At 64.0% G+C, this 22,845-nt stretch carries 21 protein-coding genes, 1 tRNA gene and 1 pseudogene; 13 read left to right on the top strand and 10 right to left on the bottom strand.

Going from position 1 to position 22,845, the window contains the following annotated elements:
• Positions 1–42: 42 nt before the first annotated feature.
• The 4 genes from AC1RU4_RS25030 to AC1RU4_RS25015 all read right to left on the bottom strand — a co-directional run bounded on the left by AC1RU4_RS25030 (position 43) and on the right by AC1RU4_RS25015 (position 3,539).
• Entirely contained in the window at positions 43–378 is a 336-nt protein-coding gene (locus AC1RU4_RS25030) for a hypothetical protein (protein ID WP_492894376.1), read from the bottom strand.
• Between the two features lie 9 nt (positions 379–387).
• Positions 388–1,341, bottom strand: a complete 954-nt coding sequence (locus AC1RU4_RS25025) for a DMT family transporter (RefSeq protein ID WP_492894374.1) — start codon at positions 1,339–1,341, stop codon at positions 388–390.
• Between the two features lie 114 nt (positions 1,342–1,455).
• The gene (locus tag AC1RU4_RS25020) at positions 1,456–2,607 is read right to left on the bottom strand and encodes an ABC transporter substrate-binding protein (RefSeq protein ID WP_492894372.1); all 1,152 of its coding nucleotides are present in this window, start codon (positions 2,605–2,607) and stop codon (positions 1,456–1,458) included.
• A 197-nt stretch (positions 2,608–2,804) separates the two neighbouring features.
• A complete protein-coding gene (locus AC1RU4_RS25015) occupies positions 2,805–3,539 on the bottom strand; it encodes a class II aldolase/adducin family protein (protein WP_492894370.1) in 735 nt (244 codons plus the stop codon).
• Positions 3,540–3,786: 247 nt separating this feature from the next.
• Between AC1RU4_RS25015 and AC1RU4_RS25010 the strand changes: the two genes are divergently transcribed.
• The 6 genes from AC1RU4_RS25010 to AC1RU4_RS24985 all read left to right on the top strand — a co-directional run bounded on the left by AC1RU4_RS25010 (position 3,787) and on the right by AC1RU4_RS24985 (position 9,464).
• A complete protein-coding gene (locus AC1RU4_RS25010; protein WP_492894368.1) occupies positions 3,787–4,944 on the top strand; it encodes an ABC transporter ATP-binding protein in 1,158 nt (385 codons plus the stop codon).
• Entirely contained in the window at positions 4,941–5,831 is an 891-nt protein-coding gene (locus AC1RU4_RS25005; RefSeq protein ID WP_492894366.1) for an ABC transporter permease, read from the top strand. The genes AC1RU4_RS25010 and AC1RU4_RS25005 overlap by 4 nt, the downstream gene beginning before the upstream one ends.
• Before the next feature lie 9 nt (positions 5,832–5,840).
• On the top strand, positions 5,841–6,665 hold the full coding sequence (locus AC1RU4_RS25000; RefSeq protein ID WP_492894364.1) for an ABC transporter permease: 825 nt from the start codon (positions 5,841–5,843) through the stop codon (positions 6,663–6,665).
• Positions 6,666–6,692: 27 nt separating this feature from the next.
• Entirely contained in the window at positions 6,693–7,622 is a 930-nt protein-coding gene (locus AC1RU4_RS24995) for a 2-hydroxyacid dehydrogenase (RefSeq protein WP_492894362.1), read from the top strand.
• 156 nt (positions 7,623–7,778) lie between these two features.
• Positions 7,779–8,828: a LacI family DNA-binding transcriptional regulator gene (locus AC1RU4_RS24990; RefSeq protein ID WP_492894360.1), complete on the top strand. Its 1,050-nt coding sequence runs from the start codon at positions 7,779–7,781 to the stop codon at positions 8,826–8,828.
• Positions 8,829–9,230: 402 nt separating this feature from the next.
• Positions 9,231–9,464: a hypothetical protein gene (locus AC1RU4_RS24985; RefSeq protein WP_492894358.1), complete on the top strand. Its 234-nt coding sequence runs from the start codon at positions 9,231–9,233 to the stop codon at positions 9,462–9,464.
• Positions 9,465–10,149: 685 nt separating this feature from the next.
• On the opposite strand, the gene pdxR is transcribed toward AC1RU4_RS24985, so the two are convergent.
• Positions 10,150–11,634, bottom strand: coding sequence for a MocR-like pyridoxine biosynthesis transcription factor PdxR (gene pdxR, locus AC1RU4_RS24980; RefSeq protein ID WP_492894356.1), 1,485 nt, complete (start codon positions 11,632–11,634; stop codon positions 10,150–10,152).
• A 145-nt stretch (positions 11,635–11,779) separates the two neighbouring features.
• On the opposite strand from pdxR, the gene AC1RU4_RS24975 reads away from it, so the two are divergent.
• Both AC1RU4_RS24975 and AC1RU4_RS24970 read left to right on the top strand, forming a co-directional pair.
• A complete protein-coding gene (locus AC1RU4_RS24975) occupies positions 11,780–12,292 on the top strand; it encodes an antibiotic biosynthesis monooxygenase family protein (RefSeq protein ID WP_492894354.1) in 513 nt (170 codons plus the stop codon).
• 102 nt (positions 12,293–12,394) lie between these two features.
• Positions 12,395–13,849: an amidase gene (locus AC1RU4_RS24970; RefSeq protein WP_492894352.1), complete on the top strand. Its 1,455-nt coding sequence runs from the start codon at positions 12,395–12,397 to the stop codon at positions 13,847–13,849.
• Positions 13,850–13,942: 93 nt separating this feature from the next.
• On the opposite strand, the pseudogene AC1RU4_RS24965 reads toward AC1RU4_RS24970, so the two are convergent.
• Together AC1RU4_RS24965 and AC1RU4_RS24960 are read right to left on the bottom strand one after the other, a co-directional pair.
• Positions 13,943–15,129: pseudogene (locus AC1RU4_RS24965) on the bottom strand (IS3 family transposase).
• Between the two features lie 292 nt (positions 15,130–15,421).
• Positions 15,422–15,498 (bottom strand) — tRNA-Arg (locus AC1RU4_RS24960).
• Positions 15,499–15,646: 148 nt separating this feature from the next.
• Here AC1RU4_RS24960 and AC1RU4_RS24955 point away from each other — a divergent pair.
• Positions 15,647–16,489, top strand: coding sequence for a HesA/MoeB/ThiF family protein (locus AC1RU4_RS24955; RefSeq protein ID WP_492894351.1), 843 nt, complete (start codon positions 15,647–15,649; stop codon positions 16,487–16,489).
• Positions 16,490–16,528: 39 nt separating this feature from the next.
• On the opposite strand, the gene AC1RU4_RS24950 is transcribed toward AC1RU4_RS24955, so the two are convergent.
• On the bottom strand, positions 16,529–17,530 hold the full coding sequence (locus tag AC1RU4_RS24950; RefSeq protein WP_492894349.1) for a 2-hydroxyacid dehydrogenase: 1,002 nt from the start codon (positions 17,528–17,530) through the stop codon (positions 16,529–16,531).
• A gap of 324 nt (positions 17,531–17,854) precedes the next feature.
• Here AC1RU4_RS24950 and AC1RU4_RS24945 point away from each other — a divergent pair, with 324 nt between their 5' ends.
• Positions 17,855–18,340: an SH3 domain-containing protein gene (locus tag AC1RU4_RS24945; protein ID WP_492894404.1), complete on the top strand. Its 486-nt coding sequence runs from the start codon at positions 17,855–17,857 to the stop codon at positions 18,338–18,340.
• A gap of 111 nt (positions 18,341–18,451) precedes the next feature.
• Here AC1RU4_RS24945 and AC1RU4_RS24940 read toward each other — a convergent pair whose 3' ends face one another.
• Positions 18,452–18,865: a tautomerase family protein gene (locus AC1RU4_RS24940; RefSeq protein WP_492894402.1), complete on the bottom strand. Its 414-nt coding sequence runs from the start codon at positions 18,863–18,865 to the stop codon at positions 18,452–18,454.
• A gap of 103 nt (positions 18,866–18,968) precedes the next feature.
• Between AC1RU4_RS24940 and AC1RU4_RS24935 the strand changes: the two genes are divergently transcribed.
• Positions 18,969–19,811, top strand: a complete 843-nt coding sequence (locus AC1RU4_RS24935) for a LysR family transcriptional regulator (RefSeq protein ID WP_492894347.1) — start codon at positions 18,969–18,971, stop codon at positions 19,809–19,811.
• A gap of 127 nt (positions 19,812–19,938) precedes the next feature.
• Here AC1RU4_RS24935 and irrA read toward each other — a convergent pair whose 3' ends face one another.
• The gene (gene irrA, locus AC1RU4_RS24930; RefSeq protein ID WP_492894345.1) at positions 19,939–20,466 is read right to left on the bottom strand and encodes an iron response transcriptional regulator IrrA; all 528 of its coding nucleotides are present in this window, start codon (positions 20,464–20,466) and stop codon (positions 19,939–19,941) included.
• Positions 20,467–20,943: 477 nt separating this feature from the next.
• Here irrA and fabA point away from each other — a divergent pair, with 477 nt between their 5' ends.
• Both fabA and fabB read left to right on the top strand, forming a co-directional pair.
• Positions 20,944–21,450 carry a 3-hydroxyacyl-[acyl-carrier-protein] dehydratase FabA gene (gene fabA / locus AC1RU4_RS24925; RefSeq protein WP_492894343.1) on the top strand — a complete coding sequence of 169 codons (507 nt, stop codon included), beginning with the start codon at positions 20,944–20,946 and terminating at the stop codon, positions 21,448–21,450.
• 144 nt (positions 21,451–21,594) lie between these two features.
• A complete protein-coding gene (gene fabB / locus AC1RU4_RS24920) occupies positions 21,595–22,818 on the top strand; it encodes a beta-ketoacyl-ACP synthase I (protein ID WP_492894341.1) in 1,224 nt (407 codons plus the stop codon).
• Positions 22,819–22,845: the final 27 nt, after the last annotated feature.

Here is a 22,845-nt window from a genome sequence, read left to right as displayed (position 1 = left end):
ACGAAATAAGTACGTAGGGGACAGCGGTAGGCGGCGGCTGCCTCACCGTTCCCGGGCCCTCCTCCGGTCCGGCAGGTCGACGACCAGTGATCGGGAGGGCATCAGGGCGCCCTGCACGCGGACGAGATTGCGGATATGCGGCGTGAAATCGTCGAAGCCCTTGGTCCGCAGATAAACCTCGGTCTCGTACGCCCAGCTTCCCGCGAGTTCATAAACGGCGATGAACTTCGGCCCGCCATCCGTGGCCACGTAGCGGCGCGCCGACAACCACCCCGGACACGCCAGAATGGCCGGCACGTGGACCTCGTCGTACCAAGTATTGAAGGCGCTCTCGAATTGAGGGTCGATATCCACGCGGATGAGATGCAAAAGCTGCATAGACTTGTCCTAGAACTTGGCGGGAGACGGCGCCGCCGTCGAAACCTGTGCCTGCCCGCGTTCGTATCGCGCGACATAAAGCCCGGTCGCACAGATGATGACGCTGCCGACTATGGTGGCGGTGCCGGGAATGCTGCCGAACGCCAGGACACCGAGCACCGACGCCCAGACGATCTGGCTGTAGGAAAACGGCGCCAGCACCGAGAGCTCGGCTCGCCGATAAGCCTCGACGATGAGCCAGTGACCGCTTGCTCCGGCCATGCCGAGACCGAGCACGGGTGCGATGTCGCCCCAGGAAAGCGGGACCCATACGAAAGGCATGAGGAAGGTCGAGACGATGCAGCCCGTCCAGGCGGTGTAGGCGATCGTGGTCACCGGCCGGTCGCGTCTGATCAGGCGCGTGGCGATCGCGGCGCCGGCCCAGGACAAGGCGGCGAGCATGGGCAGGAGTGATGTCGGCCGGAACGCGTCGGTTCCCGGCTGGACGATGATCAGCACGCCGGCAAAGCCGACGGCCGCGCCGATGCAGCGTTGCCAAACCAAGGGTTCGCGGAGCACCAGGGCCGACAACAGGACGACCAGTATCGGCGACACGAAATAGGTCGCTGTCGCCTCTGCGGTGGACAGGAACTTCAAGGCGAACAGGAAAAAGACGGCAGAGCCGAGGGCGAACAGGGCGCGCAGAACCTGGAGCATCGGCTGCGCCGAACGTATCGAGGCGAGAAACTGGCCGCCCCAGGCGAGACCTGGGATGACCGCGAGCGAGACGGCGAGATAGCGCAGCCATGCCACCTCCAGCGCCGGCAGGCGCTCGCTCAGTATCTTCGCGCACAGATCCGACAGGGAGAACAGGAAGGTGGCCAGGATCAGCATGCCTATGCCGGAGGCCGGGCTGTGCTCAGCCGGCTGTCCGCGCCTTTTCCGTTCATCGGGACGGACGGCGTCGGCTGCATCCATCGTCATTGGAATGAGCATTCTTTCGGCGGGAGGGCGGCAACGCCGCCGAACGGCCGCGGCAGATAGGGCTGCCGCGGTATCGGATCAAAATGCCGGCGAGCCGGTCGCTGCCCGACGAGCTTATTCGAGAACCCAACGGTTCCAGCGCTCCACGACCTTGTCGCGATTGGCGCTCCACCAAGCATAGTCCTGAGGGACGGCCGTCGTCTGGTGTTCCGGTGAGGTGGGCAGCTTCACGAGCATCTCGGCGGGGATATATTGAGCCGCCTTTCGATTGGTGAAGCCGTACGGGATTTGCATGGAGAAGCGCGCCTGCGGGATTGCCATCATGGTGAAGGCGACGAACTTCATCGCATTGGTCAGATTGGGTGCTCCCTTCGGCACAGCGAAGCCATCGCGTTTCTGAAGCGCATTCTTCCAGCCGATGGCGACGGGCACGTTGTTGGCTTGCAGCGAAGCGATGCGCCCGTTCCAGGCGGTGGTCATCACCACCTCGTTGCTGCTGATCAGCTGGACCGGTGCAGCCCCCGTCTCCCACCATTTGGCGATATGCGGCTTGATTTTCGACAGGCTCGCAAACGCCGTGTCGAGATCCAGCGGATAGAGCTTGTCGGCGGGAACACCAGCGGCGATCAGCGCATATTCGAGTTCAGGCAATGCCGAGCCGGCGGCCGAAACCATGGAGCGCGGACCGGGGAATTTCTTCGCATCCCAGAAGTCCACCCAGCCGTCCGGATGCATCCCGGCGAAGGCGTCGGTCCGGTAGGCCATGATCTGCGAGAAAACCATGAACTCGGCGATGTGCGGATTGCGATTGAAGGCCGCAATGTCCGTCGTGTCGATCAGGCTGTAGTCGATCGGCTCCCAATAGGGTTTCTGGAGGTTCATGCCGAGCACCTGCGGCTGTCCGAGCTGCACGCAGTCCCACTCCACGGCCTTGGCATCGACCATGGCGCGGACCTTGTTATGGTCGGCGCCTTCGAGGTCGATCACCTTGATGCCGGACAGGTGCTCGAAGGGCTCGAAGAACGCCTTCCGCTGCGCTGCCTGCGCCGCGCCGCCATAGGCGACGACACGCACTTCGCCCGTGCCTTTGAGCGTCTCCGGAATTGAGGTGATGTCGGGCAGCGCGACGTTCTCGGCGGCGATGCCAAGATCCGCCCAGCTGAGCACGCTGCCGGCGGTAGCGCCTGCAAGCGTAGCGCCGAGCCCGCCGAGCAGGAAGTTGCGTCGTGTCGTTTTCGGCCCGGAAGGACCATGACCTGAAAGCATCCTCGTTCCCCTTTTTGTTGCGCTGTCGCCGGATATCCCCGACACCAGCCGGATCTCGAGCTCCCACCGCATAGGGCGGTGAAAGCCGGCCTTCTAGCGGCGACCGGATGGCCAGTCCGCCTAATTGCAAGGAAGGCGCGCGGCTTCACGAGAGCCGTCATCGGCGCATCAGGATGAGAGCCCGCGGCCGAGCGGCACTAGTTCCTGTAGGAGCTGTCCTGGCTGTCGAGCAGGCGAAGCAGGGCGGGCCAGCCCTTGCTGCCGATGGGCTGCCCGTTACCCTTGGACTGCAAAGCCGTCCGCTGACGCACCGCCTCGGACGGTACGGTGATCGGGACGCCACAGCTCAATGCGGCGATCTGAGCCTGGCAGGCGCGCTCCAGATGGTAGACGCGGTTGAAGGCTTCGGCGACCGTGCGCCCCACCGTCAGCAGGCCGTGATTGCGCAAGATGAGCGCGCTGCTCTGGCCAAGATCCGCGATGATCCGCTCCCGCTCCTCAAGATCGAGGGCGATGCCCTCATAGTCGTGGTAGCCGATATCGCCATAGAACAGCAGAGCATGCTGGGTGATCGGCATCAGCCCGTCCTTGAGGGTCGACACCGCCATGCCCGCGGTCGTGTGGGTATGGATGACGCAGGTGGCATCGTGACGGGCCGAATGGACCGCGCTGTGGATCGTGAACCCGGCCGCGTTCACGTCATGGGTCGTCTCGCCGATGACGCGTCCGTTTATGTCGACCTTGACCAGCGAAGAGGCCGTGATTTCGTGGAACAGCTGGCCATACGGATTGATCAGGAACTGGTCATCCGTCCCCGGTACACGAGCCGAAATATGCGTGTAGATCTGATCGGTCATTCCGTATAGCGCAACAAGACGATAGCAGGCCGCGAGATCGACTCGTGCCAAGTGCTCCTGATCGGAGATATTCATCGTAACGGCCCTGTCATCAACTTGATATGCAAACGTTGCCATAAAAATTTTGGACCTACAAGGGGGCCATTTGGGCCAATTTTTGTGTTATATGGTCGAAAAAATAGACAACATGCATAATATGTATGCATTTTTACGAAAAATTCCCTGCCATCGAAGCGCTTGCGAGGTTGGTTGTTGCAAACGATTGTAAGGCATGTTGCATTGACCCGAACTGGGCTTTGCGCCCGTATAAGGAGGGCCTTCCATGCAGCTGGGTTCGAGCCTGAGGCGCGATGCAGGCGCAATGCATGCCAACGCCGCGGCCCATGCGCCACCTCATCGGAGTGGCGCGGCGATCTCACTCTCTCAGCTCAAGAAGCAATTCGGAGGGCTCGGCGCGGTGAACTCCGTCTCTCTGGAGATCGGGGCCGGCGACTTCGTCTCCTTCGTGGGGCCGAGCGGCTCGGGAAAGACCACCACGCTGATGATGATCGCCGGCTTCATCATGCCGACCGAGGGCGAAATCCTGATCGACGGGCAGCCCATCGTCCGACTGCCGCCTTACAGGCGTAACATCGGCATGGTGTTTCAGTCCTACGCGCTCTTCCCGCACATGACCGTGGCGGAGAACATCGCCTTTCCGCTGCGGCAGCGCCGCCACAGCAAGGCCGACATCGCCCGTGAGGTGGCGGGAGCGCTCGACCTGATCCGGCTGCCGGACTATGGCGACCGCTATCCGCGTCAGCTCTCCGGCGGCCAGCAGCAACGTGTCGCGCTCGCGCGTGCGCTGGTGTTCAAGCCGCCCGTACTGTTGATGGATGAACCTCTCGGAGCTCTCGACAAGCAGCTTCGCGAGGAGATGCAGTTCGAAATCCGCCGACTTCATGCCGATCTCGGCATCACCTGCGTCTACGTTACCCATGACCAGGAAGAAGCGCTGACCATGTCGACCCATGTTGCGGTCATGCGGCAGGGACGCGTGGAGCAGATCGGCACGCCGGAGGAGCTTTATGAGCGTCCCTCCAACGCCTTCGTGGCCTCCTTCCTAGGAGAATCCAGCTTCTTCTCCGGCACGGTGACGCGCACCATCGGCGAGCTTGTCGAAGTTCGGGTCGGGGATTTCGTAATGCGTGCCGTCTCGCAGGCGCCGGTCGCCACGGGCGCTGCCGTCACCCTCGCGACCCGGCCGCAAAAGATGCGGATCGTCCACACCGCCGTCGTGCGGCCGGTGGACCGGATGAACCTGGTGCGCGGCACCGTCCAGGAAGCCGTCTTCACCGGTGAAAGCTGGCGGTTCGTCATCGATACCGGCCTGAGCTCGCCTCTGATTCTCCGACAACTGCAACGCCATGACCTGCGTCCGCCGCTGCCCGGCGAAACCGTCATGATCGAATGGCATCTGGAAGACACGATCCTGCTATGAGCATCGTTCGACTCGCCCCCATCACGCGGCCCGCCCGGGTTTTCTCACGCATGGACCGTCAGCAGCTTTTCGTTCTGTCGACCATCGGGCCGCTCTCTCTCTTCATGCTCGCCTTCTATGCCGTGCCGCTTGCCCTCATGCTGAGCCGCGGCGTGAGCGAGCCGACCTGGACGCTCGCCAATTTCGAGCGGCTGTTCAGCAACCCGATCTATGTGCACTCATTCTGGATCACGACGAAGATCAGTTTCTCCGTGACGCTGATCTGCCTCGTCCTGTCGGTTCCTGTTGCTTATGCGTTTCGCCAGCTTTCGCGCGGGACGGTCAACATCCTTATGATCCTGGTGCTGCTGCCGCTGTGGACCAGCGTGCTCGTCCGATCCTTCGCCTGGGTGGTGATCCTCGGTCGGAACGGACTGATAAACCAAAGCCTGCTTGCGCTCGGCGTGATCGATGCGCCCCTGCGCATGCTCAACACCACCTTCGCAGTCTACCTAGCCATGGCTCACATCATGCTCCCGTACATGATCCTGCCGGTCTACAGCGTGGTGAAGGGGATCGACGAGACCCTGATACGGGCCGCCCTCGGCATGGGGGCTCGGCCTTTCGCGGTTTTTACCCAGGTGGTGCTGCCACTCGCCATGCCCGGCATCATGGCTGGCTGCCTGTTGGTCTTCATCCTCTGCCTCGGGATGTTCATTACGCCCGCGCTTGTCGGAAGCCCCGCCGATCTGGTCGTTTCGATGCTGATCCAGCAGCAGGTCGACTTGTCGAACTGGCCTTTCGCCTCCGCTCTGGCAGGTGCCCTTCTCATCCTGACGCTGCTGATGGTGTTCGTCGGGGCAAGGCTCCTCGGCGCCAACCGCATCGTCGCCGGCTTCACCCGTTGAGGACCCATCATGACCCACCACCCGAAGTCCGGATGCCTCAGCCTCGGTTCCATCCTGCTCTATGGCAGTACGGCCCTGGTGCTGCTGTTCCTCATCGCGCCGATCCTGATTGTGATTCCGGTATCGTTTTCCTCGGCGCCCTATCTGACCTTCCCCCCGCCGGGATATAGCCTCCAATGGTACGCGCAGCTGCTGCATCGCTATGACTGGCTGTCTGCAGCGGGGCTCAGTCTCTATGTGGGCGCGGCCGTGGTGGTGCTCGCGACCACGCTCGGCACGCTCGCCTCGTTCGGACTGGTGCGGGCAAGCTTTCCGGGCAAGTCGCTGGTCATGGCACTGGTGATTTCGCCATTGGTGGTGCCGACCATCATCATCGCCATCGGCATGTACTCGGCCTATGTGCGGATCGGTCTCGGCAGCAGCGTCTTCGGACTGATCATCGCGCAGACATGCCTCGCCATACCGTTCGTGGTCACCAGCGTCAGCGCGACGCTCGTCGGCTATGACCGGCGGCTGGAATGGGCGGCGATGAATCTCGGCGCCAGCGAATGGGCGACATTCTGGCAGGTCACCTTTCCCATCGTGCGTCCGGGTATCCTGTCGGGCGCGCTGTTCGCCTTCATCACCTCGTTCGATGAGCTGATCATAGCCCTGTTCATCTCCAGTTCGACGGCGCTCACCTTGCCGCGCAAGATGTGGGACAGCATCCGTTTCGAGGTTGATCCAACCATCGCCGCGGTGTCCACGACGCTGATCGTGCTCACTTCGCTCCTGCTGCTGGTCTCCGAGCTCCTGCGCGCCCGAACCGAGCGCCTGCGGTCCAGGATCGGCTGAAACCGAACCGACATGTCAGGAAACGGAATGGCCGTGCTCATCAAGACGACGTCCGAACAGACGGCTGCGGAATGGAAGCGGCTTCTGCTTCGGGATCTGGGCGCATGGGATGTGCATATCTGGCCGGACATACCGGCGCCTGCGGACATCCGCTATGCGCTGGTCTGGCGTCCCATGCCCGGATTCTTCGCTTCCTACCCCAACCTCAAGGCAATCGTATCGCTCGCCGCAGGGATCGACCACCTGCGGAACGATCCGTCCCTGCCGCCCGACATACCGGTCATCCGCTCGACCGGCCGCCCGCTTGCCCGGCAGTTGACCGAGTACGTGCTCTATCACGCTCTCCGGTTCCACCGCGGCTTCGACGTGTATCAGCGCCAGCAGCGCGAGCGCGTCTGGAAAGCCCATGCCTGTCCGCTTGCTCCGGAGCGGCGCGTCGGGGTCATGGGCCTCGGGGCGATCGGCGCCGAGATCGCCTCGACCTTCCATGGGATGGGATTCGACGTTGCCGGCTGGTCCCGGTCCGGGAAGACCCTGCCTTTCCCAACCTATGTGGGTTCAGCCCAACTGCACGGCTTCCTGCAGCGCTCCGACGTCGTGATCTGTGTTCTGCCGCTGACGCTGGAAACGACGCGATTGCTCGACGCTGCGGCCTTCGCGGCCATGCCCGTGGGCGGGCTCTTCATCAATATCGGACGTGGTCCGCTTGTCGACGAAGCCGCGCTTCTACACGCGCTCGATACGGAACATCTTGCCGAGGCCGTGCTCGACGTCTTCGAAACCGAGCCCTTGCCGCGCAATTCGCTGTTCTGGACCCATCCGCGCATCACGCTCACCCCGCATATAGCTGGCGATGTACAGCCGAGTTGGGGGGCACCCGCCGCCGCCCAGGCCATTCGTCGAATCGAAGCGGGGGAACCAGTTGCAAATGTCACCAACAGCGACGCCGGCTATTAGAGACTTGTCGGGATAGTTGGGAAATGGAGCCATCAAGGACACCCATGTACTTTGGACCAGTTGAGTTTCGTCTCCCGTTAAATGATACGCCGGTCCACGGATCGTTCCGGCATGGAGTGCGCCAGTGACAGCTGGTGCGAGAGGTGAGTATTTTCGATGGATGAGGGAATCTCCGACGGGACGGCGATCCGAACCGGGACATTGCGCGACGTGGCGCAATTGGCCAAGGTGTCGATAACGACGGCCTCGCGTGCGCTGTCCGGCCGCGGCCCTGTGAACGAGCAAACCGAACAACGCGTCCGTGAAGCGGCTGAGGCGCTCAACTACCGGCCGAACACCCTGGCGCGAGGGCTCAAGACGCAGAGCTCGCGACTTGTCGGCCTTATCGTCCATAATCTGGTCGCCACCTCCTATCGCTTGTTGGCGGAGACGGCGCAGCGCCGTCTCGGAGCGGCGGGATATCAGCTCATTCTGTGCATCACCGAAGACAATGCCGAGCAGGAGGCCCGCTTCCTGGCGACCATCGAGGATTACCGGGCGGAGGGGTTGATCATCGTTCCCACCGGTCAGAACGGACCGCTCCTCGCCCGCATTGAACGCTCGGGTGTGCCGATTGTCGCGGTGATCCGCGCCGCGGGCGAGGCGGAGCTTGAAACCATCCTCCAAGCCGATGTCGACGGCGCCCATGCGGGTACCAAATATCTGCTGGAGCTCGGGCACAAGCGGATCGGCTTCATCGTTGGCAGGAGCAACAGCAATTCCGGTAGAGAGCGTCTCGCCGGCCATCTCAATGCGCTGCGAGAGCACGGAATTAAGCCCGACGAATCCTTGATCGTCGCCGGTTCCTATGTGCCCGAGACCGGCGTCAAAGCTTGTGAGCAGTTGCTAGCGCTCGGCGATCCGCCCACCGCGCTCTTCGTTGCCAATCACGAAGCCTCATTGGGGGTGTTGGGCTATCTGTCCGAGCACGATGTGAAGGTACCTGAGCAGCTGTCGCTGCTGTGCTACGAGGATGTGCCCTGGTTCCGGTGGCAGAAGCCCGCGATCAGCGTCATCGACAACGGAGCCCAGGCTATCGCCGACCTGGCCGTCGACGGACTGATGAAGCGTCTGAACCAGCCGTTGCCGGGCGGAGACGCGGGGCGCGAGCTCCGCGTGGGGGCCCGTCTGCTTATGCGCGATTCTTGCTCTCCTCCGTCACGCTGAATGCGTTCAGTGCCGGTCTGCGCGCAACGCGCTGCATAGATCGGCCCGAGTTCCTGGCATGCCTCTTTTTCCTCGGGACCCAGAAGATCGTCGCAATCTTGCAGCCAATGACCGTACCTGGATTGTTCGGCCTCGGTGGCAGGGTGAGCTTTCTCTTATTGCGGCCTTGTTGGAAGTTCTTCTCGGGGGCGTAGTGGTACGTCGGATTACGCGCGCCCGGTCGACTTGATGATGGCGTTCGAGCGTAGGCGTATCGGCACTGCCTATCGTGGCGGGATAGTTTGCTAGGATTCCGGAGGATGCGGCCGCCTTTGGCGAACGGTTCGGTGCTTTGCCGTTCGATCCGACGAAGCGCGGTCACGGCCGCCATTGGTTGCACTATTATCCGGATGGGAGGAAACGATGAGCGGCCTCAACGTCCATGTGGGCGCCCTTTCGGCATGGCTGTGCGTGGAATGTCGCTGTGGCCGCCGCCGGATGGGCGACCGTAAGATACTGATTGAGATCGGTGCGGATCCCGCCGAGCGCGTTGCAGAATTCGTAGCACGGCTGCGCTGCACGCATCGCGGACGGACGGAGCCAGAAGCATTCCTTGCCTCCGACAAGGATGCCAAGGACTGGAGCAAGCGGCCATGAACCGTGCAGCTAGCTCGCCATTTGCCGACGAAACTCGGGCAATGACCGCAGGGCGAAGTCGATCAAGTCGTCCTTATTGCCGAGGTCGGATTCCGCTCCTTCCATAATTGCTGCGGCAAGTCGCTGCCTCAGGTCCTCGCTCGGCAGGCTCCCTGTCACACGGCAGGCCGCTTCAGTGGCTGTGAATAAGCGTCCAAGCGGGACCCCACCACAGATGGCTTTCAACGCATTGAATTTTCTTCGAGAATCTTATGTCGCCTGGGGTCCCGATCGGCGCCGATCGAGACCCCAGCCATCTCCGGAATTTATGTGCTGAATGAAGGAGTTAGGCCATTTATGGCCGGGGTCCAATCTCCGCGCTTATTCACAAGTTGGGTCCTTCGTTTGGGAGAAGGACCATGCGGCGCAGCCGTTTCAGCGAGGAGCAGATCATCTCGGTGCTGAGGGAGCACGAGGTCAGGTCGAACACAAGCCGGTTCTGCGCGGAGCCGACGATCTTCTGTTCATGATGTCGAACATCCGGCACGACCGGCGGCCTATTCGCTCAAGCGGCGCTGGAGCATCGATCGAAGACATGATCACGTTCATCGATAATCCTCTTGTGCGTACCTCGAGGAGGGAAGCAGCAGGTCCATCTCACTAGGAGGGCATCAGCATTGCCAGTCGCATAATATAGGAACAGGGATCAATGCCGACATAGCTGAGTAGCCAGGCGGCTCATGGCCTCGTCGATCTCCGCGCCCGACAAGGCGGTGTAGCCGACGACGAGGGATCGCTCGGTGAAACGTTTGCGATTACCCTGCTCATAGGCGGCTGCGGCGGAGAGAGGGTAGAGGCCGACGTCACATAGCGCCGCGAACTGCCGGACATCGGCTGGCGGCGGCATTCCGGGCGGCAGGGTCCACATCATATGCATTCCGCCTTCGCCTCCGGACAGAACGCTCTTCGGAAAATGGCGCCCGACCGCTTTGGTCAAGGCGTCCCTGCTCGACATGTAGGAGCGCCGGATACGGCGAAGATGCCGGATAAAAGCACCCTCGTTCAGGAAGTCGGTGATTACCGCCTGCTCAAGCCAGGGCGCGCCGTTATCAAGCAGGGACTTCACGATGCGGGCCTGATCGAGGAGATGGCGCGGAAGAACGGCATAGCCGATCCGGATGCTCGCTCCGATCGATTTGGAGAAGGTCCCGAGGTAGATGACGGCCCCCCTTCGATCCAGACCCGCGAGCGCGGTGAGCGGCGGGCCGTCATAACGGAAGTCGCTGTCGTAATCGTCCTCGATGATATAGGCGCCGGTCCGATAGGCCCAGTCAAGCAAATGCAGCCTACGGTCGAGGCTCATCGTGTAACCAGTTGGAAATTGATGGGACGGCGTCACATAGACCAGGCTGCCGCCGAAATCCTCGAGTTGCGATACTATGAGCCCGAACTCGTCGACCTCAATGGGGCGCAGACGGGCTCCGTAGCTGTTGAAAAGAAAGGCAGCCCCCTGATAGGCGGGGTTCTCGATCGCGACGCTCGAATGTGCGCGGCCACTCAGGAAGACGCGGGCAAGGAGATTGAGCGCTCCCTGGATACCGGAGGTGACAATGATCTGGTCCGCCTGCGCCTTGATCCCGCGTGTCGCCCTGAGATGGTTTGCGATGGCCTCGCGCAGCGCGGGAAGCCCAAGTGGGTCGCCGTATTCCGTCTGCGTGCCGCGTGCATAAGAGAGATGCCTCGCGACGGAACGTTTCCAGAAGCTGGTCGGAAAGCTGTCCGGATGCGGGCGGCCCACGAAGAAATCGAATTTCGGGCGCAGCGCCCGGTCCGTCCATAGCATCGGCGCTCGCCCCGTGAACGAAGGATTGGCGCCGAGCCGGAGGCGCTGCCCCTTTCCGATCGAGGCCGTCTGGCGAGTTCGGACCAGCACAGTCGCATCGGGGAGCCGATCGTTGACGAAGATTCCGGATTTGGGTCGCGCCGCGATGTAGTCCTCGGCTGCCAGCCGGTCGTACGCGAGCGTGACGGTATTGCGTGCGATGTCGAGTTGTTCGGCGAGGTTGCGGCTGGATGGCAGTCTGTCACCCGCCTTGAGCGATCCGGAAAGGATCAGCCGCCGGAGAGTTTCATAGAGCTGCTGCTGTAATGACCTACCATCGGAACGATCCACATCGATTAGCAGTTCCATTCCGTCCCCCGGATGATGTGTGAACAGGTGTCCAGTCTGGCACCATTAGATTCGCAAGTTCTGGCACTATCCAGACGCCAGATGAAGCCTAATCTGGCCATGCTTGTCGATTGGATTGCGCCGGGAAGCGCGAGGGGAGCAAGAAATGTCCATTTATCTCAGCATGCAACGGGTAAGGTTTTCGAGCCCGGACGGTTACGAAAAGTTCAAGGTTATCTTCGCCGACACCCGCAATCACCTCATGAAGATGCCAGGTTTTCTGCACCTCACCTGGTGGGTGCATCCGGAAGATCCGGGTTGGTTCAATGAAGTCAGCTTCTGGATCAGCCGCCAGTCGCTGCGGGATTGGCATATGAACATCTACCACAAATACGCCAAGGAATGGGCCGCGCGCGGCGCCATCATGGAAGACATCATCACTAACTTCGAATTGACCAGTACGCGGCTGTTGCGCGTGTGTCCCTGCTGCGGCCTCGTCGAGGACAAGCCTTATGAGTTGCAGGAGGAGCAGAAGACGCTCGCCGAACCCTGTCCGAAGTGTCAGTTCAACTTCCCCATGATGCCGGCGACGCCGAGCAGCTTCGCCGTCTTCAAGGACATTCCGAAGTGCGAGGCCATTCCCGAGATCCTGCAAGCCGAACACCTGTCCGGAGAATAGGCGGGTCTCCAACATCCTCTCGAAGGAATCCTGACGAGACGGTCGGCGCAGCCGCGCCGACCTTGCGGATGTCTGCACAAGAAACGGAATGAGGGGACACGAATGACTACCCTTGAAGATGACGTCACATATCTGACGGCCAAAGAAGCCATCGCCCTGTTCAAGGCGAAAATGCTTTCGCCGGTCGAGCTTCTGAAGGCACAGATCGACCGGATCGAAGCCTGTGAGCCGGTGCTGAATGCCCTGACCTTTACCTATTTCGACGAAGCACTGGAGCAGGCGCGAGCCGCCGAGCGAAAATATGTGCGCGGAGAGGAGGTGCGCCCCCTGGAGGGCATAACCTGCACGATCAAGGACTGGCATTCCGTTGCCGGCAAGATCACCACATACGGATCGCGGGTATTCAGTGACTTCGTGCCGGATCAGACCGCGCCGACGGTCGAACGCCTTCTCGCCGCCGGCGCCATCATGCACTGCCGGACGACGACGCCGGAATTCGCCCATGCCGGCGTCACCAACTCACCCTTATGGGGGGCGACGCGCAATCCTTGGAATCCGGCCTATTCCTGCGGCGGCTCATCGGGAGGCAACGGTGCGGCGCTGGCGGCAGGCTATACGACGGTGGCGGATGGAACGGATGGCGGCGGCTCGATCCGGCTGCCCGCATCAATGAACGGCCTGTTCGGTTACAAGCCTCCGTGGGGGCGCAACCCAGTCGACCGGGAGCATCCGAACGAATGGCTGCTTCACTACGGTCCGATCACCCGCAGCGTAGGCGACGCAGGGCTGATGCAGAATGTCATGTCCGGCCAGCATCCCGCCGACATGTCGTCCTTACGGGAAAAGGTGGTCATTCCCGAAACCTTTGACGGCATCGAGGGCATGAAGATCGCCCTGTCGGCAAACCTCGGCTATTTCGCCGTAGACGGCGAGGTCCGAAAGAACCTCGAAAATGCCGCTGTCGTGCTGCGTTCGCTGGGCGCCGTCGTCGAAGAGGTGGACATCGGATGGACGCATGAGGTCGAGGAAGCCTGGAACATCCGTTGGCAGGGCGTTTTCAATGCGCTTGCGGGCGACCTGCTTCCGCAGCACCGCGAAGAACTCGATCCTTTTGTGGTCAAGATCCTCGAGGAGGGAAAGAGCCGAGATCTCGTGACATTCTATCGGCTCAATCTCGTCCGACAGAAGATGTACGCCACGCTGGCGGAATTGTTCGAGCGCCATGATGCGTTGATCTGCCCCACCACCGCAACAACGAAGATCGCGGCCGACCGCAGCAGCGAGGAGCCGCTCTTTATCGAGGGAAAGCCGGTCACGCCGTTTCACGGCTGGTTCCTGACCTATCCCTTTAACATGGTCGGCACATGCCCAGCTATGTCGGTGCCGACAGGCTGGGACGGGGAAACCGGCGTGCCGACCGGAATGCAGATCGTCGGTCCGGCCTATGATGACCTGACGGTATTCCGCGTGGCGTCGGCTTTCGAAGCGGCGACCGGGCCATGGAGAGTTCGTCCATCGCTTGCCGATCTTGGCAATGGTGCACAATGGACCACTTAGCCTCGGCCCATGGCCTCAACTGCCGGTTCCTCAGGCTTGTGCGAAGCGATTATCCACCAGCGGAGTTACTCGCCCTGAATCGCCCCGAGTTTTCTAGACGCCTTCGGCTTTCGCTTTGTGCTGCCGTTCGAACTCGATGGGCGACAGCATCCCGTTCCGTGCGTGCTTCCGGGTGGGGTTGTAGAACATCTCGATGTAATCGAACACGTCCCGGCGTGCCTCGTCGCGCGTGCGGTAGACCTTGCGGCGGATACGTTCGCGCTTGAGCAGGTTGAAGAAGCTCTCGGCCACGGCGTGTCATGGCAGTTGCCGCGACGGCTCATCGAGGGCTGCAGATCGTGGTGTTTCAGGAATGAAGCCCACTCCATGCTGGTGAATTGGCTCCCCTGATCCGAATGCACCAGCACACGGCCCTTCGGTTTGCGTCGCCAGACGGCGGCCAGCAACGCCTGAAGCACGACGTTGGTCGTCTGTCGGGCCTGCATGGACCAGCCGACGACGCGGCGGGAGAAGAGGTCGATCACGACCGCCAGATAGGCGAAGCCCTCGTGGGTGCGGATGTAGGTGATGTCGGTCACCCAGGCCTTGTCAGGCGCCTCCGCGTCAAACCGGCGATCGAGCGTGTTGTCGACCGCCAGGGATGGCTTGCCTCCATAGTGGCCGGGGCGGCGCTTGTAGCCTATCTGCGCCCGGATGCCGGCGAGCCGCGTCAGCCGCGCCCCCCGGTTTGGACAGCAGCTCTCGCCCATGTCCGCCAGATCGTCGCGGAGCTTGCGCCTTACGGTGATTGCAAGCGATCACCTGTCGGCCAATGGATAGCCATAGATCTTGCCGCTCTCGCTCCCTGCCGCGCGGATCAGTTCGGTCTGTCGGTGGTCTTCCAGCGCGCGCTTGCTCAGCGGGTCCTTCAGCCAGGCGTAGAAGCCGCTGGGCTGGACACGGAGGCACCGACACATGGCGCGGATCGAAAACAGCAGGCGATGCTCGGCGATGAACGCGTACTTCACTTTGCATCCTTGGCGAAGTACGCGGCCGCTTTTTTTTAGGATGTCGCGCTCCTCCGTCACGCGCTGCAGCTCGCGCTTCAGCCGGCGGACCTCAGCGGCCTGTTCGTCATCGCGGGCCACGGAGGCAGGCTTGCCGTACCGCTTCCTCCACTCGTAGAGCGAGTACTTGCTGATCCCCAGCCGCGCAGCCACCTCCGCAACCGGATAGCCCCGCTCGGTGACTTGAAGGACGGCGTCGCGCTTGAAGTCCTCGGTGAAGTTCGCTTTGCCCATCGGGGCCTCCTTGCCTCAAATTTAGGGAAGAAGGCGTCCAGGAATCTAGGGGCGATTCAGTCAAGCTGTCACGCCCGATATGCTCGACGCATTCGCCGGCGCTGCCCGCGATAGGCTGAGGCTCGAAGGGGGGCGGCTATAGGCGGGATCACTTGCGCGCTTTTGCTCAGCGCATCGAGGTGCGGATGACGAAGTTCGCATTATGGGATCGAAGTCAGAACTGCTGCGAACGCTCGTTGCCGCTTCCAGCGGGAAATCGGCGGTCTTCGGCGTTCATAGTTCTGTACTGAAATGGCGCACCCGGCACGATTCGAACGTGCGACCTCTGCCTTCGGAGGGCAGCGCTCTATCCAGCTGAGCTACGGGTGCCAGCGGCATGGTTCATGCCGGACGTCGCCTTCTTAGTCGAATGCTCGCGCACGGGCAACATGTGCCGGTACCCTATACGCGAAATGCCCGCGACTTCGGCTGCCGACCATATGGCACCGAGCCGTACGGTTGCTATATAGCGGCAGTCATGAGCACCGATGCGCCGATCGCCGCCCCGCGCAAGCCGTTCTTCTCCCCGGAGGAGATCGAACGCTATGCCCGTCATCTCGTGCTCGGCGAAATCGGCGGTCCGGGACAGCAGAAGCTCAAGAAGGCCAGCGTGCTGGTGATCGGCGCCGGGGGGCTTGGCGCGCCGGCCTTGCTCTATCTCGCTGCCGCCGGCATTGGTCGCCTAGTCGTGGTCGATGACGATGTCGTTTCGCTCTCCAATCTGCAGCGGCAGGTCATCCACACCACCGAGGCGGTGGGCCGGCTGAAGACCGACAGCGCCGAAGCCTTCGTCGCGGCGCTGAACCCGCATGTCGTCTTTCGCGGCGAGCCGGTGCGGCTCACCGCCGACAATGCGCTCGGCCTGATCGCCGAGGCCGACGTGGTGATCGACGGCTCCGACAATTTCTCCACCCGCTATCTGGTGTCGGATGCCTGCGTGCTCGCCGGCAAGCCGCTGGTGACGGCGGCGCTCGGGCGCTTCGACGCCACGGTGACGACGCTGCGCGCGCATGAGCGCGGGCCGGACGGCACGCCCTATCCGACCTATCGCTGCCTGTTCCCCGAACCGCCGCCGGCCGGCACGGTGCCGAGCTGCGCCGAGGCGGGAATCCTCGGCGCAGTGGCGGGAATCGCCGGCTCGCTGGTGGCGCTGGAGGCGGTCCGCGCCATTGCCGGTTTCGGCGAGGGCCTGGTGGGGCGCCTGCTGATGATCGACACGATGTCCATGCGCTTCGAGACGCTCAGCTATGGCTGGGACCCGGACAACCCCTTGACCGGCAACGCACCGACCATCACCGACCTGTCGTGCCACCGCCGCTGACCGGCCGCGGCGCGAGCCGGCGGCGGCGATCCGGCCGGCTCACAGCATTGCCGGCAGCACCCGGTCGGGCGGGCGGTGGCCGTCCATGAAGGCGCGGATATTGACGATGACCTTCTCGCCGGTGTCGATGCGGGCCTCGACGGTGGCCGAGCCCATATGCGGCAGCAGCACCACCTTGCCCTGCCGGGCGAGCTTGAGCAGCTTGGGGCTGACCGCCGGCTCGCGCTCGAACACGTCGAGGCCGGCACCGGCGAGTTCGCCGGTCTCGATCATGCGGATGAGCGCATGCTCGTCGATCACCTCGCCGCGGGCGGTGTTGACGATATAGGCGTCGCGCCGCACCAGCTTCAGCCGACGGGCGGAGAGCAGGTGGTAGGTCGCCGGGGTGTGCGGGCAGTTCACCGACAGGATGTCCATGCGCGCCAGCATCTGGTCGAGGCTGTCCCAATAGGTGGCCTCGAGCTCGTCCTCGATGTGGGAGGGCAGGGGATTGCGGTTGTGGTAGTGGATCTGCAGGCCGAAGGCCTTGGCGCGGCGCGCCACCGCCTGGCCGATGCGCCCCATGCCGATGATTCCGAGCCGCTTGCCCCAGATCCGGTGGCCGAGCATCCAGGTCGGCGACCAGCCGGGCCAGACGCCCTCGTCGCGGATGATGAGCGACGCACCCTCGGTAAGTCGCCGTGGCACCGCGAGAATCAGCGCCATGGTCATGTCGGCGGTATCCTCGGTGAGGACGCCCGGAGTATTGGTGATGGTGATGCCGCGCTCGACCGCCGCAATGACGTCGATATGGTCGACGCCATTGCCGAAATTGGCGATCAGCTTGAGATTCGGGCCCGCCTGGGCGATCACCGCGGCATCGATGCGGTCGCCGATGGCGGGAACCAGCACATCGGCCGTGGCGACGGCCTCGGCGAGCTGCGCCTGCGTCATCGGCACGTCCTCGACATTCAGCCGGGCGTCGAACAGCTCGCGCATGCGGGTTTCGATCTTGTCGGGCAGCTTGCGGGTCACTACGACCAGCGGCTTCTTGCGGGCCATTCCAATCCCCGTCGCGATCAAGGTCCCGTTAACGTCAAAGGCGGAAAATGGTGCCCGACCGGAACCGTGTGCCTCATTAGCAGACGGGTCGGCGAAACACAAAAAGCACCCATTCGCGGTGCAGGCGTGCGCGCGCCGTCGGCCGGATTTCCTTCGGCAGGCAACAGGTCGGGCGATCAACAGGTGATAGGAACGATGCGGATTTGCAGGCTTCGAGACGGTGCGAAGCTTCGAGGCGCCAAGGCCCGCTATAAGGCCGGTTATCTGGTCCTCGGACTGGCAGCGGTGGCGCTGCTTGCCGCAGAACCTTTCATTTACAAGACGTTGTCGCATGCGCAGGCGCAGTCGGCTCCCCCGGCGCCGACCGGCCAGGTCGGGCGCGAGAGCGGGTTGCCGGTGCCGCGATTCCTTTCCATCAAGGCCGACAAGGTGAATGTGCGCGCCGGCCCCTCGCGCGACCACTCGGTCGCCTGGGTGTTCACCCGCGCCGGCTTGCCCGTTGAAGTCACGGCGGAATTCGAGACCTGGCGGCGCATCCGCGATTCCGATGGCGCCGAGGGCTGGGTCTACCATTCCATGCTGTCGAGCCGGCGCACCGCGCTGGTCGGGCCGTGGCTGAAGGATGGGGCGACGGCGCTCTACAGCGGCCGCGACGCGCAGGGGCGGGTGGCGGCGCGGGTCGAGCCCGGCGTGCTCGGCCAGGTCGGCGATTGCGACGGCACCTGGTGCCATTTCTACGGCGATGGATTCGACGGCTTCATCGAGCAGGTGAAGCTGTGGGGCGTCTATCCCGGCGAGAAGATCGACTGAGATCGGCGCTATCGGGATACCGCAAGAGCCGGCCCCTCGGGCCGGCTTTTTCGCGCCGGCCCGAGTATGGTGCGGTGTACGATGAGCCCGATTTCGGGCCGGTGAGGCCGATCAGGCCGACAGGGGGCGTGATTCGATGTAGCGGCGCTCCTGGGTGCGCCCGCCATACCCATAGGCATCGCCCCGCGCCTCCACGACATGGACGTAGCTTTCCCGGTGCAGCGGTCCGAGCAGGTCCTCCATCTCGGCGAAGGTCGCGGCGATGAAGGCGGCCTTCTCGTCCCTGCTGTTGGTGCCTTCCGTCACCCGTATGTCGAGCCAGAAGCCGGCGAGCTGCTGCTCGGCCAACGAGAGGCCGCCGCAGAACCAATGCGCGGGGTCGACCGCCTGAATCGCGACGGTGGTCACCGTGGGGTCCTTGCCGAGTTCCAGCTCGGCGAGCCGCGCAACGGTGGCGGCGAGGCGGGCCGCGATATCCGGCGCCGTCGTCGGGCCGGGGGCGAAGGTCATCTGGATCATCGGCATGAAGGTCTCCTCGCGAAAGATCGGGTTCGCGAAGCAGGCTATTGCGGTCGCCATCATAATGAAATCATATTAAAGATGATATCAGTGATATTGGAATGAAATAATGAGCCGCCCGCTCGATCTCGACCTCGTCGAGGCCTTCGTGCATGTCGCCGAGTTCGCCAGCTTCACCCGCGCGGCGGAGCTGATGGGCACTACCCAGTCGGCGGTCAGCCTGAAGCTTCGCAAGCTGGAGGAGCGTCTCGGGCGGGTGCTGCTGGAGCGCTCGCCGCGTCTCGTCCGGTTGACCGGCGACGGCGAAGCCTTCCTGCCGCGCGCCCGCGCCGTGCTCGCCGCCGAAAGCCGGGCGCGGCTATGGGAGGAGCCGGCGCCGCTCCGGCTGCGGCTCGGCGTCAGCGATCATGTGGTCGGCAATGGTTTGCCGGCTCTTATCGAACGGCTGCATGCGGCGGCGCCGGGCACGGTGTTCGAGGTGCGGCTGGGGTTTTCGCGGGCGCTGCTCGATGCCTATGATTCGGGCGGCTTCGACGCCGTGCTGGTGCGCCGCGACGGCGACCGCCGCGACGGCGAGCGGGTGCGGGTGGATGCCTATGGCTGGTTCGCCCGCCCGGACCTGCGGCTGGCCGCGGGGGAACCGGTGCCGCTCGCCCTGCTCGACGCGCCCTGCGGGGTGCGCGCCCATGCGCTGCGGGCGCTGGATGCGGCGGGCATCGGCTGGCGCGAGGCCTTTGTCGGCGGTGGGGTCGCCTCGGTTGCGGCGGCGGTGGCGGCCGGCCTCGCGGTGGCGCCGCTCGCGGTACGGCTGGCGCCGGCCGGCAGCGTGGAGGTCGGCCGCGTCTTCGGCCTGCCGCCGCTGCCCGAGGCGCCGGTCATGCTGATCGCCCGCGCCTTTGAGCCCGCGCAGAAGCGGGCGCTGGCGGCGCTGGCGGCTTTCGCGAGGGGGTGAGGCGAGGGTTCCGGCTGCGCCGCGGCCGGGAGGACGGTGGAAGATGTTCGCCCCCAAAAGAAAAGGCCGGTCGCGGGACCGGCCTCTCACAATCCTTGTCGGCGAGCCCTCCCGCCCGGCGCGCGCCTCAGCCGCGCCGCTTGGGGCGTAGCCGCACCACGACGTCGACGCGGGCGACCTCGTAGCCTTCCGGCGGCTCGGGAATGCGCTCCACCTCGACGGCGGCGCTGGGAATGTCGAGAAGGTGATTCTCGCCTTCCATGAAGAAGTGATGGTGGTCGGACGGGTTGGTGTCGAAATAGGTCTTCGACCCGTCGATGGCGAGCTCGCGCAGCAGGCCCACCTCGGTGAACTGGTGCAGCGTGTTGTAGACGGTGGCCAGCGAGACGGGGAACCGCGCCTTGATGGCTTCCTCGTGCAGGATTTCCGCCGAGACGTGGCGATCGCCCTTGGCGAAGAGCAGCCAGCCGAGCGCCAGGCGCTGGCGGGTCGGGCGAAGGCCGACGTCGCGCAGCATGTGGCGCACGTCATGGAACGGGCAGCCGGTGCGGCTCGAACCGGCGCCGTCGCGCAGCCGGGCCACCGGAAGAACCGGTTCGTCGTCCATCACCATGCGCGATATGGCAATAGGGGCGGGGCGAAGCGTTTCGCTCATCTCAGCTTCCGAACAGACGATCCTACGGCGCCCGGCCCTGCAGCCGACGCCGAAACCATTGCAATGACGATGCCATCCGGCGCCAGAGGTCGGAGGCAGCGCGTTTTTCAGCATGCATTATATTCGCAGCCGCCCTCCAAGGGCAACAACGCGACACATTATCGTAATCATTCCAAACTGTAAGCCAAGTCCCGGCGACGCGCGCGCCCCGAGCGCCGCCCGGCACCTCCCCTGCACCGCCGGCGCGCCGTCCGCCGCATGCCCTGCCGTCATCCCCATGACACACTGAGCGGTAGCGCCGCACGGCGGATGGCTTTGAGCCGGGAGGGTGCTGTGATAGGAAGCCCCAGAAATCGGGTGGCGGACTCCGGGCCGGGCTCTCCGGCGGGGTATTCCCGGCAGGGCATTCTCGGCACGTCACTCCGGGCAGGGTCTCCTCGCCCACAATTGTAGATAGAGCGTGGTGATACGGCGGCGATGGTCGAACGGCAGAACAGCTTCACTTACGAGGAACTGCTCGCATGCGGGCGCGGCGAGCTTTTCGGGCCGGGCAACGCCCAGCTTCCGCTGCCGCCCATGCTGATGTTCGACCGCATCACGGACATTTCCGAGGATGGCGGTCCGCACGGCAAGGGCATGGTGCGCGCGGAGTTCGACGTGAACCCGGACCTGTGGTTCTTCGCCTGCCACTTCCAGGGCGACCCGGTGATGCCGGGCTGCCTCGGCCTCGACGCGATGTGGCAGCTGGTGGGCTTCCATCTCGGCTGGCTCGGCGCGCAGGGGCGCGGGCGGGCGCTCGGCCTCGGCGAACTCAAGTTCTCCGGCCAGGTGCTGCCGACGGTCAGGAAGGTGGTCTACGGCATCGATTTCAAGCGGGTGATGCGCTCCAAGCTGGTGCTCGGCATCGCCGACGGCTGGCTGGAGGCCGACGGCGAGGTGATCTACCGCGCGAGCGACCTGAAGGTCGGCCTGTTCAAAGCCTGAATCTTACCGCCGAGCATCGCCCGACCCACGAGGGGAGGGCATGCGACGGGACGGTTCGCGACGGGACGGCATGCGGCGGGAGGGCTTGCGGCCGGCGCGCCGCGGGGCCATCTCGCCGGTTCCGCACTTGAAGGAAGGGAAGCCATGCGCCGCGTCGTCGTCACCGGGATGGGCATCGTCTCGTCGATCGGCAATTCCACCCAGGAAGTGCTGGCCTCGCTGCGCGAAAGCAAAAGCGGCATCACCCGCGCCGACCGCTATGCCGAACTCGGCTTCCGCAGCCAGGTGCACGGGGCACCGCTTCTCGACGCCAGCGAGATCGTCGACCGCCGCGCCATGCGCTTCCATGGCGGCGGCACCGCCTGGAACCATGTCGCCATGGACCAGGCGATCCGCGATTCCGGCCTCGAGCCGCATGAGATCTCCAACGAGCGCACCGGCCTCGTCATGGGCTCGGGCGGCTCCTCCACCCGCACCATCGTCGAGGCCGCCGACATCACCCGCAAGAACGCCAGCCCCAAGCGCGTCGGCCCGTTCGCGGTGCCCAAGGCGATGAGCTCGACCGCCTCGGCGACGCTGTCCACCTGGTTCAAGATCAAGGGCGCCAGCTATTCGATCTCGGCCGCCTGCGCCACCACCAATATCTGCATCGGCAATGCCGCCGAGATGATCCAGTACGGCAAGCAGGACGTGATGTTCGCCGGCGGCTGCGAGGATCTCGACTGGACGCTGTCCTGCCTGTTCGACGCCATGGGGGCGATGTCCTCCGACTACAACGACCGCCCTTCGGTGGCCTCGCGCCCCTATGACGCCAATCGCGACGGCTTCGTGATCTCCGGCGGCGCCGGCGTGCTGGTGCTGGAGGAGCTGGAGCACGCGAAGGCGCGCGGCGCCCGCATCTATGCCGAGATCGTCGGCTACGGCACCTCCTCCGACGGGGCCGACATGGTCGCCCCCTCCGGCGAGGGCGCCGCCCGCGCCATGAAGCTGGCGCTGGCCGGCGTGAAGGGCCCGATCGACTATATCAACCCGCACGCCACCTCGACGCCGATCGGCGATCTCAAGGAGATCGAGGCGATCCGCGAGGTGTTCGGCGCCTCCTGCCCGCCGATCTCCGCCACCAAGGCACTGACCGGCCATTCGCAGGGCGCCACCGGCGTGCATGAGGCGATCTATTCCATTTTGATGATGCAGAACGGCTTCATCGCCGCCAGCGCGCATATCGATGAGATCGACCCCGCCTTCGCCGACATGCCGATCGCCCGCGAGCGGGTCGACAATGTCCGGCTGGCGCGGGTGCTGTCCAACGGCTTCGGCTTCGGCGGCGCCAATGCGGTGCTGGTGCTGCAGCACCCGGAAGCCGCCTGAACGAACGCCGCGCTGGCCGCGAGGAGA

It is taken from the genome of Ancylobacter sp. GW821-FHT10E12, assembly GCF_058809335.1.
This window is presented reverse-complemented; position numbering and strand designations above follow the sequence as displayed.

What these genes read in the sequence shown, in the direction of transcription:
- AC1RU4_RS25030 (WP_492894376.1), bottom strand. Translation starts at nt 378, where the DNA reads ATGCAGCTTTTGCATCTCATCCGCGTGGATATCGACCCTCAATTCGAG.
- AC1RU4_RS25025 (WP_492894374.1), bottom strand. Translation starts at nt 1,341, where the DNA reads ATGACGATGGATGCAGCCGACGCCGTCCGTCCCGATGAACGGAAAAGG.
- AC1RU4_RS25020 (WP_492894372.1), bottom strand. Translation starts at nt 2,607, where the DNA reads ATGCTTTCAGGTCATGGTCCTTCCGGGCCGAAAACGACACGACGCAAC.
- AC1RU4_RS25015 (WP_492894370.1), bottom strand. Translation starts at nt 3,539, where the DNA reads ATGAATATCTCCGATCAGGAGCACTTGGCACGAGTCGATCTCGCGGCC.
- AC1RU4_RS25010 (WP_492894368.1), top strand. Translation starts at nt 3,787, where the DNA reads ATGCAGCTGGGTTCGAGCCTGAGGCGCGATGCAGGCGCAATGCATGCC.
- AC1RU4_RS25005 (WP_492894366.1), top strand. Translation starts at nt 4,941, where the DNA reads ATGAGCATCGTTCGACTCGCCCCCATCACGCGGCCCGCCCGGGTTTTC.
- AC1RU4_RS25000 (WP_492894364.1), top strand. Translation starts at nt 5,841, where the DNA reads ATGACCCACCACCCGAAGTCCGGATGCCTCAGCCTCGGTTCCATCCTG.
- AC1RU4_RS24995 (WP_492894362.1), top strand. Translation starts at nt 6,693, where the DNA reads ATGGCCGTGCTCATCAAGACGACGTCCGAACAGACGGCTGCGGAATGG.
- AC1RU4_RS24990 (WP_492894360.1), top strand. Translation starts at nt 7,779, where the DNA reads ATGGATGAGGGAATCTCCGACGGGACGGCGATCCGAACCGGGACATTG.
- AC1RU4_RS24985 (WP_492894358.1), top strand. Translation starts at nt 9,231, where the DNA reads ATGAGCGGCCTCAACGTCCATGTGGGCGCCCTTTCGGCATGGCTGTGC.
- pdxR (WP_492894356.1), bottom strand. Translation starts at nt 11,634, where the DNA reads ATGGAACTGCTAATCGATGTGGATCGTTCCGATGGTAGGTCATTACAG.
- AC1RU4_RS24975 (WP_492894354.1), top strand. Translation starts at nt 11,780, where the DNA reads ATGTCCATTTATCTCAGCATGCAACGGGTAAGGTTTTCGAGCCCGGAC.
- AC1RU4_RS24970 (WP_492894352.1), top strand. Translation starts at nt 12,395, where the DNA reads ATGACTACCCTTGAAGATGACGTCACATATCTGACGGCCAAAGAAGCC.
- AC1RU4_RS24955 (WP_492894351.1), top strand. Translation starts at nt 15,647, where the DNA reads ATGAGCACCGATGCGCCGATCGCCGCCCCGCGCAAGCCGTTCTTCTCC.
- AC1RU4_RS24950 (WP_492894349.1), bottom strand. Translation starts at nt 17,530, where the DNA reads ATGGCCCGCAAGAAGCCGCTGGTCGTAGTGACCCGCAAGCTGCCCGAC.
- AC1RU4_RS24940 (WP_492894402.1), bottom strand. Translation starts at nt 18,865, where the DNA reads ATGCCGATGATCCAGATGACCTTCGCCCCCGGCCCGACGACGGCGCCG.
- AC1RU4_RS24935 (WP_492894347.1), top strand. Translation starts at nt 18,969, where the DNA reads ATGAGCCGCCCGCTCGATCTCGACCTCGTCGAGGCCTTCGTGCATGTC.
- irrA (WP_492894345.1), bottom strand. Translation starts at nt 20,466, where the DNA reads ATGAGCGAAACGCTTCGCCCCGCCCCTATTGCCATATCGCGCATGGTG.
- fabA (WP_492894343.1), top strand. Translation starts at nt 20,944, where the DNA reads ATGGTCGAACGGCAGAACAGCTTCACTTACGAGGAACTGCTCGCATGC.
- fabB (WP_492894341.1), top strand. Translation starts at nt 21,595, where the DNA reads ATGCGCCGCGTCGTCGTCACCGGGATGGGCATCGTCTCGTCGATCGGC.